Genomic DNA, 15078 nt, shown 5'->3' on the forward strand with positions numbered 1-15078 from the left:
TATTAGAGGATACACCCTAGACAAACAGCAGGGGGCGGTAAGCATGAAAAAAAGATTCGCGGCATTTGTGTCAACCGTTTTGGCGGCAGTCTTGTGCGCCTGTTCTGCTGCCCCAAAAGATGTACTCCCCAATAAGGCGGCCCAGCCGACCGAAGCCCCAACACAGCAAGCCCAAACCACGCAGGCAGCACCCACGGAACAGCCCACCCCGGAGCCGGACCCCGTGCAGCAGCTGCTGGAGGAGATGACGCTGGAACAAAAGGTGGGGCAGCTCTTTCTTGTTCGACCCGATTCCCTGGACTTGAGCCAAACACAGGACCAGATCAACGATGCCAAGGCGGACGGCGTGACCGAACTGACGGATGCCATGCGCCAGACTTTGGCGGAGTACCCGGTGGGCGGCGTGGTGATCTTTGGCAAAAATCTGGAAAGCCCGCAGCAGATCACCCAATTCCTGGACGATTTGCAGCAGGCGAGCGATACGCCGCTCTTTACTGCCATTGATGAGGAGGGCGGCCTGGTGGCGCGCCTTGCCAACAATGCCGCGTTTGACCTGCCCCAATACGAAAGCGCTGCGGCGGTGGGAACATCCGGTAACCCGGAAGATGCCCGCGCCATGGGCCGCACCATTGGCGGCTACTTAAAAGAATACGGCTTTAACCTGGATTTTGCCCCTGTGGCCGATGTGAACACCAACCCCGATAACCCGGTCATCGGTACCCGCGCGTTCAGCAGTGAACCGCAGACCGCCGCCGACCTTGTGGGCGGGGCGTGCGCCGGGTTTGCCGATGCGGGCATTGCCTGTACCCTCAAGCATTTCCCAGGCCATGGCGATACCAGCGAGGATACCCACGTTGGCACCGTAACGCTGAACAAAACGCTGGATGACCTGCGCAGCTGTGAGCTGGTGCCCTTTGCCCAAAATGTGAACAATGCTCCGCTGATTATGGCGGCCCACATTACCGTGCCGCAGGTAACAGGGGACGATACCCCGGCCTCCCTTTCCAGCGTCATGCTGACCGATCTTTTGCGCGGGGAGTTGGGCTATCAGGGCTTGATCGTGACGGATTCGCTGGCGATGCAGGCCATCACCGATGTGTATACCCCCGGTCAGGCGGCGGTCAAGGCGCTGCAGGCCGGTGCAGACCTGCTGCTGATGCCCAACGGCCTTGCCGATGCCTATACCGCCGTGCTGGAAGCTGTGCAGGATGGTACCATCCCCCAGCAGAGACTGGACGAAAGCGTGCAGCGCATTTTGCAGTGTAAATACCAATACGGCATCCTGACGCAGTAACGCGGTGCCGTTTATAAGGAGAATGAAAATGCCCAAGTATACAGTAGACGGTTCGTTTTTTGTGCAGCAGCTTTCCGGCATCCAGCGCTATGCGCGGGAAATACTCGCTGCCATGGACCCCATGCTGGAACCCGGCGAGCTGGAAGTGGCGGTTCCGCCGGATTGTATCGTTCCCGGATACCGCAATATCAAGGTGGTCACCCTGCCGCAGTCCAGCGGCATTTTGGGCTGGCAGCGGGTGTATGGCCGATATCTGGCACAAAGCGGGCGCTGCTGGCTGGGCATGTGCAACGTTATTCCCATGTTCCACCGTGGGAACGAGGGCATTGCCGTGGTGCATGATGTGTGCTATAAAGCACGCCCGGATTTTTATACCGACCTGCGCGGCCGCACCAGCGCTGTCTGGCACTGCATGCAGTATGCGGCCATTGCCAAAAAGGCCAGAAAAATCGTGACGGTCTCGGAATTTTCCAAAAGCGAGATCGTGAAATATTACCATGTGAACCCCGAAAAGATCACCGTGGTGTATAACGCCTGGCAGCATATGCAGCGCGTGCGCCCTGACCCCATGCTGTTTGGTGAGTACAGCAAGTGGCCGCAGCTGAAAAAAGGCGAGTATTATTTCTCAATGTCCAACCTACTTAAAAATAAGAACTTTCCCTGGGTGCTGCGCGCTGCGCAGAGCAAACCCCAGGTTATGTTTGCAATTGCGGGCGGCGGCAGCCTTGCCAAAGAGGCCGCTGCCCTGGGGTTGGACCACCTGAACAACGTGATGTACCTTGGCTATGTGACGGACGGCGAAGCCAAAAGCCTGATGGAAAACTGCAAGGCGTTTTTGTTCCCCACGCTGTATGAGGGGTTCGGCATCCCCCCGCTGGAAGCCATTGCCTGCGGTGCTCCACGCGTGATGGTGAGCAATACCCCCTGCATGCGGGAAATTTACGGCTCCCACGCTGATTACATTGACCTTTCCACCAACCACGGCAGTGTGGACCATGTAACCCCCGGCCGGGATGCCGCCGCCGTACTGCAAAAATACTCGTGGGAAGGCAGCGCCCGCCGCATGCTGGAGGTGCTGCGCGAGCCATGACCGTAACGATACCGGGTGATTTCGATCTGCAAAAAATAGCCGCCAGCGGCCAGGCGTTCCGCATTGCGCAAACGCCGCAGGGCTGGCGGTTTTTGGCCGGGGATAAGCTTTTGTACCTGCAGCCCGGCAGCGGTGATACGTATACAGCTAGCTGTACCCCGGAAGAATGGCAGGGCTTCTGGCACCGCTATTTTGATTTGAACCGCAATTATGCGGCCATCCGCGCCGCGGTGCCCAAACAGGATGCCTACCTTTGCGCAGCGGCCCGGGCCGGGGCGGGCATCCGCATTCTGCGCCAGGACGCCTGGGAGATGCTGGTTACCTTTATCATCAGCCAGCGCAAAAATATCCCGGCCATTCAGGCTTGCGTGGAAACGCTGTGTACCCGGTACGGCGCGCCGCTGCTGCAGCCGGGCGGGAATGTGCTGTATGCGTTCCCAACGGCGCAGGCGCTCGCCGCGGCAGGGGAGCAGGCATTGCGGGACTGCGCGCTGGGCTACCGCGCCCCGTATGTTCTGGCTGCCGCCCAGGCAGTTGCAGCGGGAACGCTGGACCTTGCCGCGCTGGAAACCCTGCCCGATGCCCGGCTGCTGGAAGCTCTGATGCAACAGCACGGCGTGGGCATCAAGGTGGCCAACTGCGTAGCCCTGTTTGCCTATGGCCGCATGGAGTGTGCCCCCGTGGATGTGTGGATCCAGCGTGTGATCGACCAGCATTACGCCGGGCAGAACCCATTCCCAGCCTATGGCAACGCCGGAATTTTGCAGCAGTGGATGTTCTATTTCGCCCGTTCCGAAAAGGAACGAGTCAAATAGAAAGAATAATGAAAAAAGAATAAAGAATAATGCAGGTGGACCGCAGTGCTGCGCACGGCTCAGAAATATTGGTGCTCTATATTTGACAGAACTCTAATATTTTTGAGCGTTGTGCCAGCAACGCGGTCCACCTGCATTTTTAATTATTCTTTATTACTTATTCATTTGGCAAATATTCATTTGCCTACCGCCCTGTCCATTCTCCGGTATTGCAGCGCTTCCATCAGCTCTGCGGCGCCGATCTGTTCCACACCGTTCATGTCGGCAATGGTGCGGGCAACGCGCAGGATGCGGTCATAGGCGCGGGCGCTGTAGCCCATGCGTTCAAACGCACCGCGCAGCAGCTTTTCGGCGGCGGGGGCAAGTGGGCAGTAGCGGCGCAGCATGCCGCTGGGCAGCTGGGCGTTGCAGGTAAAGCCAAGGCCTTGGTAGCGCTGGGCCTGCATGGCGCGTACCGCGGCCACCCGCGTGCGGATGTCAGCGCTCGGCTCGCCGCCGGTTTTTGCGGCAAGGGCGTCGTACTCCACGGGGCGGGCCTCCACATGCAGGTCAATGCGGTCCAGCAGCGGGCCGGAAATCCGCTGCCGGTAGCGCTCGATCGCACTGGGCGTGCAGCTGCATTCCCGCACGCCGGAACCATAATACCCGCACTTGCAGGGGTTCATGGCGGCAACCAGCATAAAACGGCAGGGGTAGGTGGCGGTGCCGTGTACCCGGCTCACGGAGATGCACCCGTCCTCGATTGGCTGGCGCAGCACCTCCAGCGCTTCGCGGCTGAACTCTGGCAGCTCGTCCAAAAACAGTACGCCGTTGTGGGCCAGGCTGACCTCGCCGGGGCGGGGCACTGTGCCGCCGCCCGCAATGGCTGCGGCGCTGACACTGTGGTGGGGGCTGCGGAATGGTCGCTGCTGCAATAATCCGGTCCCGGCCTGCACCAGCCCGGCAACGGAATAAATCGCGGTGGTTTCCAGCGCTTCCTCATAACTGAGCGGCGGCAGGATGCCCGGCAGGCGCTTGGCCAGCATGCTTTTGCCGGTGCCCGGCGGGCCCACCATCAACAGGTTGTGCCCACCCGCAGCGGCAACTTCCAGCGCGCGGCGGGCCTCCGCCTGGCCGCGCACATCCGCAAAATCGGGGCCAAGCCACTGCCCGGCGGCATCGTATCCTGTGCGGCTGGCGGGGCTGAGCTTTGCCTGCCCCGCTAGATGGCGGATCACATCCGCAGCGCTGCGGGCGGGGTAAACTGTCAGCTGCTCGGCCACGGCGGCTTCGGCGGCGTTTTCGGCAGGAACAAACAGCTCGGTCACGCCCGCCTTTTGGGCGGCAAGAGCCATGGGCAGGGCACCGGCAATAGGGCGCAGTGTGCCATCCAGCCCAAGCTCACCCAAAAATGCCTGGTGCGGCTCTGGCTGTGGGATGTACTGCTGCGCCGCCAAAATGCCGATGAACACCGGCAGGTCATACAAACTGCCGGTCTTGCGCACATCGGCGGGGGCCAGGTTGACGGTAACATGGCTGGCGGGCCAGGGGCAGTTCAGGTTTTTGATGGCGCTGCGCACCCGCTCACTGCTTTCCTTCACGGCGGAATCCGGCAGGCCCACCATGGCAAATTTGGGCAGACCGCCGCTGATGTGGGTTTCCACGGTAACGGGGTAGCCATCCAGCCCCGTTACCCCCAGGCTGACAACGTGTGCATACATGGCGCAGCCAACTCCTTTCTTTCAACAAATTGCGTACTTTGATTATTTTCAGTATATCCTGTTCCGCCCGCGGCGGCAAGCATATTTTTTGTGCCCAAAATCTGCCTTGACGCTGTAGGGCAAAAAAATAGGCAAAGCCCCGGCAAAAAGCCGGAATTCCAGCTTTTTTTGATTGACAACGTAAACTAAAATTGATATATTTAATTTGAACAAGTAAATTTACCCAAAACTTTTACAGGGTAAGAAAGTGATGATGTCCAAAATGTATAAAGAAATGTACAGCCGTTGGCTTGCTGCCAACCTGGATGACCCCGACCTGAAGCCGGAGCTGGAATCGATTCAGAACGATGACGCTGCCATTCAGGATCGTTTTGCCGTTGCCCTTAAGTTCGGCACTGCCGGTCTGCGCGGTATGATCGGCGCCGGTACCAACCGCATGAACGTGTATGTTGTGCGCCAGGCTACCCAGGGCCTTGCCAACTGGGTCAAGACCCAGGGCGGCACCCAGACCGTTGCGATCAGCTATGACAGCCGCATCAAGAGCGATGTGTTTGCCAAGACTGCTGCCGAAGTTCTGGCCGCCAACGGCGTAAAGGTGCGCATTTACAGCGCCCTGATGCCGGTTCCCGCACTGAGCTTTGCTACCCGGTATTATAACTGCAACGCCGGTATCATGGTAACGGCGTCCCACAACCCGGCCAAGTACAACGGCTATAAGGCCTACGGCCCCGATGGTTGCCAGATGACCGATGAGGCCGCTGACATCGTGTACGCCGAAATCCAGAAGACCGACATCCTGACCGGCGCAAAAACCATGCCGTTTGCCGAGGGGCTGGAAAAGGGCATCATCGAATACGTTGGCGATGACTGCATCAACGCCCTGTACGAAGCAATCGAAGCCCGCTCCATCCGTCCCGGTATCTGCAAGACCGCCGGCCTGAAGCTGGTTTACAGCCCGCTGAACGGCTCCGGCCTGGTTCCGGTCACCCATGTTCTGCATGACATCGGCATTACCGATATCACCGTTGTGCCGGAACAGGAAAAGCCGGACGGCAATTTCCCCACCTGCCCGTACCCCAACCCCGAAATTTTCGAGGCTCTGCGCCTTGGCCTGGAACTGGCCGAAAAGTCTGGTGCAGACCTGATGCTGGCCACTGACCCCGATGCTGACCGCGTTGGCATTGCCGTTAAGTGCAAGGATGGCAGCTATGAGCTGCTTTCCGGCAACGAAGTCGGCGTTCTGCTGCTGGATTACATCTGCGCGGGCCGCATTGAGCAGGGGACCATGCCCAAAGACCCCGTCATGTGCAAGTCCATCGTGTCCACCCCGCTGGCGGACAAGGTGGCCGAGCATTACGGTGTTGAGTGCCGCAATGTGCTGACCGGCTTTAAGTGGATCGGCGATCAGATCGCCAAGCTGGAAGCTGCTGGTCAGGTTGACCGCTTCATCTTTGGCTTTGAGGAAAGCTATGGCTACCTGGCTGGTCCTTACGTCCGCGATAAGGATGCCATCATCGGCTCTATGCTGATTTGCGAAATGGCTGCTTATTACCGCGCAAAGGGCAGTTCCATCAAGGAAGAGCTGGAGCGCATTTACACCGAGTATGGCCGCTACCTGAACAAGGTTGACAGCTTTGAGTTCCCGGGCCTGTCCGGCATGGACAAGATGGCGGGCATTATGTCCGGCCTGCGCGAGAACCCGCCCAAGGACTTTGGCGGTGACGCCGTTGTAAAGGTTGTGGACTATAAAAAGCCTGAAGAGACCGGTCTGCCCGCCGCCAACGTGCTGATCTACACCCTGGCATCCGGCTGCACCGTTGTGGTGCGCCCCTCCGGCACCGAGCCGAAGATCAAGACCTACTTTACCACCAAGGGCAAAGACCTGGCCGAAGCCGAAGCCAAGAAAGAAGAACTGGCCGCTGCCGTTAAGCCGCTGCTGGTATAATGTGATTCCATAGGTTTGGCGCTTTTGGGCCGCCTGCTGTAATACGCAGACGGCCTTTTTTGTATGCAGCCCCCTAGCCGCCGCAGTGAGGAAATAACGCGCATTTTCAGGCTCCGCTTGGGGAATCACCCCTCCGTCACCTTCGGCGACAGCTCCCCTCGAAGGGGAGCCAAAGGCTTTGCGGAAAATTGTTGCGGCATCTGCTACAAGGCCCCGGAACGGTCAAGACCGTTCCCTACAGAGCATTTTATTGTGTGCGGCCAACCCACAAACACCCAGTAGGGCGGGGGTACCCGACTCCGCCGGAAACTTACCGGAGCAGATACAAAAAACGTGTGATGTACTTTGCCCCACAGTAGGAGACGGCGTCCTCGACGTCCCGGATGGGCATATAAATGATTGCACTTTTGCTGGCAATTTGCCGCCGCAAAAGATTGCCCGCACTACTTGACAAAACACAAAAACTCTGGTAAAATACTCTAGCAATCGTTCAGAGGGCTGCTCCACACGCACAGGATGGCGTCTGCTGGTAGCCGAAATTCGAAGATTGTGATGAGCACATATATCAAGTATGGCTCCCTTTAGTCATGATCGAGAAAGAGGTGAAATGAAAATGAAGCAGGGTATTCATCCCAACTATGTGGATTGCACCATTACCTGCGCATGCGGCAACGTGATCCATACCCGTGATACCAAGCCGGAGATCCGCGTTGAAGTTTGCAGCAAGTGCCATCCCTTCTACACCGGCAAGCAGAAGCTGGTTGACACCGGCGGACGTGTTGAGCGCTTTAAGCGCCGCTACGCCAACAAGGCTGGCAAGTAATTGCATTAAGGTTTTGTATACCGCAGATGGCAACATCTGCGGTATTTTTTTCAAATACATCATCTTGCATCTCAAAGGAGAACCCCTATGCCGGACTATCAAACGATCCGCGGTATTTCCACCTTTGAATATGAAGAAAAGCGCTCCCGCTTTATTGCTTCCGCTGCGTTTGCCGATACCGAGGAAGCTGCCCTTGCCCACCTGAACCGCATCAAAGCGGCCAACCGCACCGCGCGGCATAATGTGTATGCCTATGTTCTGCGCGAGGGCGGCCGCACCCGCTACAGTGATGACGGCGAACCCGCCAAAACCGCCGGTACCCCCGTGCTGGAAGCCATCGGCCATGCAGGGCTTTCGGATGTGATCGTGGTGGTTACGCGGTACTTTGGCGGAGTTCTGCTGGGTACCGGAGGGCTGGTGCGGGCCTACACCGCGGCGGCATCCGGAGCCTTGCAGCAGGCGGAGATTGTCAGCATGCGGCTGGTGACGGATTGCGCCGTGACCGTGCCATACCCCAAGTTTGAACAGGCCCAGCGGATGATCGCAGCCGCCGGGGCCAAACTGCAGGAACCGGAGTATGCCGACGCTGTGACCCTGCGCTGGCGCATGCCTGCCGGAACCGAAGAAGCCCTGTGCCATGACCTGAGCGAGCTGACCCGCGGCAGTGCCGAAGTGACGATCAGCAAACCACTTTACGCAGCTTTTTGATGCTGCGCAGTCATTTCTGGCAAGAAAGCAGAATTTCCCATGAAATTTTTACATTTCATACAAGTGTTTGGCGGCTTTTTATCGTATTTATAATATAGAGAGCCGTTTTTGGGCATGATATGCCCAACGGGGAACCGGAAAGGGGAAAGGAGGCTGCGCCGTGACTGTGCGGGAAGAGACCCAGACAATTGAACGCCTGACCTTAAGCCCCTATGCCGCTTTAAGTGAGCAGAGCTTTGGCCGCCGCACCCCGGAACCGGAAGATGACCTGCGGACCTGCTACCAGCGTGACAGGGACAGAATTTTGCACTGTAAAAGTTTCCGGCGGTTGAAGCAGAAAACACAGGTGTTTCTTTCGCCGGAGGGCGACCACTACCGCACCCGGCTGACCCACACGCTGGAAGTCAGCCAGATTGCCCGAACCATTGCCCGCGCCCTGCGGCTGAATGAGGACCTGACCGAAGCCATTGCCCTGGGGCATGATCTTGGCCACACCCCATACGGCCACGCGGGGGAGCGCGCACTGAACCGGCTGTGCCCCGGCGGGTTTACCCACTACCGCCAAAGCCTGCGGGTGGTGGACTACCTGGAAAAGGACGGCAAGGGCCTGAACCTTTGCTGGGAGGTGCGCAACGGGATTATTACCCACACCAAAGGCGCCTGGGCCCGCACGATGGAAGGCTGTACCGTGCGCTATGCGGACCACATTGCCTTTTTGAACCATGATATTGAGGATGCCGTGGCCGCCGGTGTGCTGAACCCCACCGCCCTGCCGCGGGATGCCGTGCAGGTGCTGGGAGATACCAAATCCCGGCGCATCACCACAATGATCACCGACCTTGTGGCAAACAGCGCAAACTGCAAAAATGGGAAAATGCAGTTTTCCCCCGAAGTGGAGGAGGCATACGGTGTGCTGAAAGACTTTATGTACAGCACGGTGTATGTGGACAAGGATGCCAAGCGCGAAGAGAAAAAAGTGGACAAGATGATCGAAGCGCTGTATGAACGCCTTTGCGCGGACCCCACGCTGATGCCTAATTTTTATATGCAGGTGGCATATCACCAGGGAATAGACCGTGCCGTGGCGGATTATATTTCCGGTATGAGCGATGAATTTGCTACCCGCCTGTTTGAGGAGCTGTTTGTGCCGCAAAAGTGGCAGGTGCTATAAAATTGGCAGTATGTTAGAGCACTGCCGCCCGCCCCGAAGGGGCGCACATTGTGCGCCCGCTAACCTATAAATTATTACGATATATACGCGAAAGGAGGCCCGGAGCCCCATTGATCCCACAGGAATACATACAGGAAGTGGTTGCACGCAATGATATTACCGAAGTAATCGGCCAATATGTGCAGCTGCGTCATCGCGGGCGGACCTATACCGGGCTGTGCCCTTTCCATAACGAGAAAACCCCTTCGTTTACCGTCTACCCGGATACCCAAAGTTTTTACTGCTTTGGCTGCGGTGCGGCGGGGGATGTGATTAACTTTGTGCGCAAAATTTCCAACCTGGGCTATGTGGAAGCTGTTAAACAGCTGGCGGGCCGCGCCGGGATGCCCATGCCGGAGGAGGACGACCAGGAAAGCCGTTCCCGCTCCCGCCTGTTGGAGATCAACCGCAACGCCGCGCGCTATTTTTATGACCAGCTCAACGCCCCAACGCCGGAAGCCGCCATGGCCCGCCGCTACTGGCGCGAAAAACGCGGCCTTTCGGATGCGGCCATCCGCCGGTTTGGCCTGGGCTATGCACCGGAAGATTTTGTCGGCCTTCTGCACTACCTGCGCCACCGCGGCTTTACCGAGCCGGAATTGGAATCCTCCGGCCTTGTCAAGCGTAGCGCCAAGGGCAATCTGTATGATATCTTCCGCCACCGCGTGATGGTGCCCATCATTGATGTGCGGGGCAATATCATTGCGTTCGGCGGGCGCGTGATGGATGATTCCAAGCCGAAATACATCAACTCGCCCGAAACGATGGTCTACCACAAATCCCGCACGCTGTTTGCGCTGAATGTGGCAAAAAAATCAACGTCCAAGCGGTATATCCTCTGCGAAGGGTATATGGACGTCATCTCGATGCACGAAGCCGGGTTTGATACCGCTGTCTGTGCCTGCGGCACGGCTTTGACGCCGGAGCAGGTCAAGCTGCTGACGGAATACGCCGACGAAGTGGTGCTGAGCTATGACTCGGACGAAGCAGGCCAGAAGGCGACGGAGCGCAGTTTGGCGCTGTTTTCCGGTACCAATTTGCAGGTGCGGGTGCTGAACATCCCCGGTGCCAAGGACCCGGATGAATTTATCCGCACCTATGGCCGCGACCGGTTTGAAGCCGTGCTGGAAGGCACCGCAACCCCGCTGGAGTTCAAGCTGGCTAAGGCAGTGAAAAAATATGACCTGCGCAACGATGCCCAGCGCCTGCAATATGTGGATGAAGCCATCGGCATTCTGGCAGGCAGCGCGGTCAGCCCCACGGCGCGGGATGTGTATGCCGGGCGCATTGCGGAGCAGACCGGCATTGATAAAAAGGCTGTGTTGGTCCAGCTGGAAAGCGCCGTGCGCGGGGCCGGGCGCAGGGCGCGCCGCAAAGAGCAGAACGAACTTTCCCGCCAGGGGATTGCGGCGGATATCCGCGTGCCCTATGACCGCGGGGGCGAAGCTGCCCTGGGGGCCGCAAGCGCCGCCCGCCAGCTTGTGGCGGCGATGCTGCAGGATGCCGGCGCCATCCCCTACATCCGGGAGCGGCTAAACCTTGGCATGGTGGTGCTGCCGGAAATGCAGCAGGCAATCAAGGCAATTTACGACTGCGCCGCCCGCGGCCAGCCCGCCAACGCCACGACCCTTTCCCCCTTGTTGGAGGAAAAAGCCTACAGCCAGGTGATGCTGGCCCAGGCCCAAAACGCCGATACCCGCCTGACCCGCCGGGATATTGATATGCTGCTGGATCGTTTGCAGACCGCAAACCCCGAAAGCGCCCAGGTGGCAGGCACCACAGACGATGAATTCCGGCAGAAATTTGCCGCCCTTGCCCGCAAAAAAGTGGGCGAACGCCCGCCGGAAGAATAATTTCCACCCGGCCAAAACCATGTTGTTTTATCCCGTTCCAGTAAGATGGGCAGAATAAAAACCAAAGGAGAAACTACTTATGGCAGAAAAGAAAGATTCGATTCGCAACCTGATTGAACAGGGCCGCCGTGCAGGCAAATTGACCAGCACCGAAATCAGTGACGCTATGGAAGAAAGCAGCCGTGTTATTGACGCGGAGCAGATGGAAAAGCTGTATGAAGAGCTGGAAAGCAACGGCATTGAAGTGGTGGATGATGACGCCACTGATATGTCCGCTGTGGCCGATATGGGCGAGGAGGGGATGGATGACTTTGAGGATACCGTTACCTCGGACGGCATTACCATCGATGACCCCGTTAAGGTTTACCTGAAAGAGATCGGCCGCGTGCCCCTGCTGACCCCCGATGAGGAAGTGCAGCTGGCCCTGGATATCCAGAAAGGCGGCAAGGACGGCGAACGCGCCAAGCAGCGCCTGAGCGAAGCCAACCTGCGTCTGGTAGTTTCCATTGCAAAGCGCTATGTGGGCCGCGGCATGCAGTTCCTGGACCTGATCCAGGAAGGTAACCTGGGTCTGATCAAAGCGGTTGAAAAGTTTGACCATACCAAGGGCTTCAAGTTCTCCACCTATGCAACGTGGTGGATCCGCCAGGCCATCACCCGCGCCATTGCGGATCAGGCCCGCACCATCCGTATCCCTGTGCATATGGTGGAAACCATCAACAAGGTCAAAAAGGTTTCCAGCCAACTGCTGCACGAAAACGGCCATGAGCCCAGCGCCGAAGAAATTGCCGAGCGCCTGGATATGCCGGTGGACAAAGTGCGCGAGATTATGCGCGTGGCACAGGAACCCGTCAGCCTCGAAACCCCCATCGGTGAGGAGGAAGATAGCCACTTGGGCGACTTTATCCCCGATGAGGAAGCCCCCGTTCCCGCCGAAGCCGCCAGCCAGACCCTGTTGAAAGAGCAGCTGGCCGATGTGCTGAAAACCCTGACCCCGCGTGAAGAAAAGGTCCTGCGCCTGCGCTTTGGCCTGGAAGATGGCCGCCCCCGCACGCTGGAAGAGGTGGGCAAGGAGTTCAACGTTACCCGTGAACGTATCCGCCAGATCGAAGCAAAAGCCCTGCGCAAGCTGCGCCACCCCAGCCGCAGCAAAAAGCTGCGCGACTTCCTGGATTGATGCCGTGATTCTTATTCTTATATAGAATAGAAATAGCAAATTAAAATCATCTGCACCCGTACTGCTGTTTGCCCGGCGGTGCGGGTGTATTTTTGTGTGCAGCAGGCATAAATGACAAAGCCACAGCATACGATTACCCTGATGATATAGGGGAGGGGATAACGATGTGTGGAATTGCCGGACAGATCAGCGCGGACCCAAATAAGATTGCAGCCAACTACCCAGCTTACTGCCGAATGCAGAAAAGCCTTGCACGCCGCGGGCCGGACCAGCGGGGAATATACCTGCACGGCCATGCGGCGCTGATCCATGCGCGGCTGGCTGTGGTGGATCTGGAAAACGGCTGCCAGCCCATGGTGCTGGATCAGGGCGGGGAGAAATACATTCTGGTGTACAACGGCGAGCTGTACAACACGCCGGAGCTGCACGCCCAGCTTGCGGCTCTGGGCCATCGCTTTGTAAGCCATTCCGATACTGAGGTTTTGTTACATGCTTTTGCCCAGTGGGGACCAGAATGTCTGGAAAAGCTGAACGGTATTTTTGCATTTGCTGTGTGGCAGCAGCGGGCGCAAAAGCTCTTTCTGGCGCGGGACCGCATCGGGGTCAAGCCGCTGTTCTATGCCCTGCGCGGGGACAGCCTGATCTTTGCTTCCGAGCTGAAAACGCTGCTCTGCCACCCGGAGATCCCGCCGCAGGTGGATGCCCATGGGCTGGCCGATGTGCTGTTGCTCGGCCCTGGCCGCACGCCGGGGTGCGGGGTGTTCCGCAATGTGCAGGAATTGAAGCCTGGCTGCTGCGCAGAATACACTGTGCCACAGGTTGGTGCGCCGCGCCTCACCGTGCGCCGCTACTGGCAGCTGACCGACCACGAACACCCCGATGATTTTACCCACACCGCAGCCAAAGTGCGGGACCTGGTGATGGATGCCGTCACGCGGCAGCTGGTATCGGATGTGCCGGTGGCAACCTTCCTTTCCGGCGGGCTGGATTCCAGCCTGATTTCGGCAATCGCGGATTCCTACTTTACGGCGCGGGGCAAAACACTGCAGACTTTCTCGGTCGGTTATCAGGATAACAAAAAGTACTTCCACGCCACCCATTTCCAGCCCAGCCCGGATGCGCCGTATATCCGCACCATGAACCAGTTCTTGAACGCGCAGCATACCTGGGTAACGCTGGACAGCGAAGCACTGGCCGCCGCCCTGCTGGAAGCGGTGGACGCCCGCGACCTGCCCGGCATGGCGGATGTGGACTCCTCGCTGCTGCTGTTCTGCCGTGAGATCCGTAAAACAGCCACCGTGGCACTTTCCGGCGAGTGCGCGGACGAGATATTTGGCGGTTACCCCTGGTACAGGGATAAGACCGTGCGGGAGCGGTATGGCTTTCCTTGGGCGCAGAGCACGGCATACAGGGTCAGCTTTTTTAAGCCGGAGGTGTTCGGCGGCATTGACCCGGCGGCGTATATTGATGAAGGCTACCACGCCACGCTGGAGCAAACTTCCATCCGCCCCGGTCTGGATCCCCTGGAACAACGGATGCGCCAGATGTTTGCCCTGAACTTTAACTGGTTTATGCAGACCCTTTTGGACCGCAAGGACCGAATGAGTATGTACAGCGGGCTGGAAGTGCGCGTGCCGTTCTGCGATTACCGCATTGCGGAATACCTGTACAGCGTGCCGTGGGAATATAAGGATTACGAGGGCCACGAAAAAGGCCTGCTGCGCCAGGCGATGCAGGGCGTGCTGCCCACGGAAGTGTTGTGGCGAAAAAAGAGCCCCTACCCTAAAACATGGAACCCGGCGTATTTGAACGCTGTCAGCGCCATGCTGCGCAGTGCGATGCAGGACCCGGATGCCCCGCTGCTGCGTATTGCCAAGAGGGCAGCGCTGGAACAGCTGTTGACCGCTGCCGAGACTGCGACCCCCTGGTATGGCCAGCTGATGACCACCCCGCAGACCATTGCCTGGTTTGTGCAGCTGAATTACTGGCTGCAAAAATACCGGGTGGAGCTGGTGTAAATACCCGTGTGGCGGGCCCGGCATCAAACGCATAACACCAAAAACAGACGAGTGCCCACCCTGCACACGGATAACGGCGGGAAGGGCACTTTTTGTTTGCAAAGCGTAAAAACCGGGAAAATGCAGAAAAAACGCAGGCTGCAACCCATACAAAAAACACACAAGGTAATTGGGCATTGTGCCAATTAGCGGCATTTCAAGGATTTGTCAAGTGGCAGAAGAAATACAAAAATAGCACTTTGCCAAAAGAAATGTGACACGCATCCGGGCGTTCAATTGTCTGATAAAAAAACACGCAAAATGCCAAAAGAGCCCTTGACAATCAGCTTTTTGGCTGGTATACTGGCATAGTATCACAAAATGGAATAGAGCGCCCTAAAGGAATTTTGATTTTTCCACGTTTTTTCAAACTTTGTTAAAAACGACGAATGTTCCAAGAAAATCA

12 protein-coding genes are annotated in these 15078 nt (G+C 57.8%); 11 read left to right on the top strand and 1 reads right to left on the bottom strand.

Features of this window, described 5'->3' with window-relative positions; translation table 11 throughout:
* Nucleotides 1-43 precede the first annotated feature (43 nt).
* Genes C4885_RS03535 through C4885_RS03545 form a run of 3 tightly spaced genes read left to right on the top strand, consistent with a single transcriptional unit; the run spans nucleotide 44 to nucleotide 3199 of the window.
* A complete protein-coding gene (locus C4885_RS03535) occupies nucleotides 44-1294 on the top strand; it encodes a glycoside hydrolase family 3 protein (protein ID WP_113999031.1) in 1251 nt (416 codons plus the stop codon).
* A 28-nt stretch (nucleotides 1295-1322) separates the two neighbouring features.
* A complete protein-coding gene (locus tag C4885_RS03540) occupies nucleotides 1323-2384 on the top strand; it encodes a glycosyltransferase family 1 protein (RefSeq protein WP_158538792.1) in 1062 nt (353 codons plus the stop codon).
* Nucleotides 2381-3199, top strand: coding sequence for a DNA-3-methyladenine glycosylase (locus tag C4885_RS03545; protein ID WP_113999033.1), 819 nt, complete (start codon nucleotides 2381-2383; stop codon nucleotides 3197-3199). The genes C4885_RS03540 and C4885_RS03545 overlap by 4 nt, the downstream gene beginning before the upstream one ends.
* Before the next feature lie 176 nt (nucleotides 3200-3375).
* Here the strand turns inward: C4885_RS03545 and C4885_RS03550 are convergent, their stop codons facing one another.
* The gene (locus C4885_RS03550) at nucleotides 3376-4899 is read right to left on the bottom strand and encodes a YifB family Mg chelatase-like AAA ATPase (protein ID WP_113999034.1); all 1524 of its coding nucleotides are present in this window, start codon (nucleotides 4897-4899) and stop codon (nucleotides 3376-3378) included.
* Between the two features lie 262 nt (nucleotides 4900-5161).
* On the opposite strand from C4885_RS03550, the gene C4885_RS03555 reads away from it, so the two are divergent.
* The 8 genes from C4885_RS03555 (at nucleotide 5162) to C4885_RS16390 (ending at nucleotide 14890) form a co-directional block, all read left to right on the top strand.
* Entirely contained in the window at nucleotides 5162-6844 is a 1683-nt protein-coding gene (locus C4885_RS03555; RefSeq protein ID WP_113999067.1) for a phospho-sugar mutase, read from the top strand.
* Nucleotides 6845-7457: 613 nt separating this feature from the next.
* Nucleotides 7458-7667 carry a 50S ribosomal protein L31 gene (gene rpmE, locus C4885_RS03560; RefSeq protein WP_113999068.1) on the top strand — a complete coding sequence of 70 codons (210 nt, stop codon included), beginning with the start codon at nucleotides 7458-7460 and terminating at the stop codon, nucleotides 7665-7667.
* Nucleotides 7668-7754: 87 nt separating this feature from the next.
* Nucleotides 7755-8375 carry a YigZ family protein gene (locus tag C4885_RS03565; RefSeq protein ID WP_113999035.1) on the top strand — a complete coding sequence of 207 codons (621 nt, stop codon included), beginning with the start codon at nucleotides 7755-7757 and terminating at the stop codon, nucleotides 8373-8375.
* Nucleotides 8376-8535: 160 nt separating this feature from the next.
* Nucleotides 8536-9546, top strand: a complete 1011-nt coding sequence (locus tag C4885_RS03570; RefSeq protein ID WP_113999036.1) for a deoxyguanosinetriphosphate triphosphohydrolase — start codon at nucleotides 8536-8538, stop codon at nucleotides 9544-9546.
* Nucleotides 9547-9656: 110 nt separating this feature from the next.
* Nucleotides 9657-11438, top strand: coding sequence for a DNA primase (dnaG, locus tag C4885_RS03575; protein WP_113999037.1), 1782 nt, complete (start codon nucleotides 9657-9659; stop codon nucleotides 11436-11438).
* A gap of 79 nt (nucleotides 11439-11517) precedes the next feature.
* Nucleotides 11518-12615: an RNA polymerase sigma factor RpoD gene (gene rpoD, locus C4885_RS03580; protein WP_113999038.1), complete on the top strand. Its 1098-nt coding sequence runs from the start codon at nucleotides 11518-11520 to the stop codon at nucleotides 12613-12615.
* Nucleotides 12616-12779: 164 nt separating this feature from the next.
* Nucleotides 12780-14633 (top strand): asparagine synthase (glutamine-hydrolyzing), encoded by a 1854-nt coding sequence (gene asnB / locus C4885_RS03585; RefSeq protein ID WP_113999039.1) that lies wholly within the window; start codon nucleotides 12780-12782, stop codon nucleotides 14631-14633.
* A 92-nt stretch (nucleotides 14634-14725) separates the two neighbouring features.
* Nucleotides 14726-14890, top strand: a complete 165-nt coding sequence (locus C4885_RS16390; RefSeq protein ID WP_158538793.1) for a hypothetical protein — start codon at nucleotides 14726-14728, stop codon at nucleotides 14888-14890.
* Nucleotides 14891-15078: the final 188 nt, after the last annotated feature.

Source organism: Subdoligranulum sp. APC924/74, assembly GCF_003324125.1.
Classification (GTDB): domain Bacteria; phylum Bacillota; class Clostridia; order Oscillospirales; family Ruminococcaceae; genus Gemmiger; species Gemmiger qucibialis.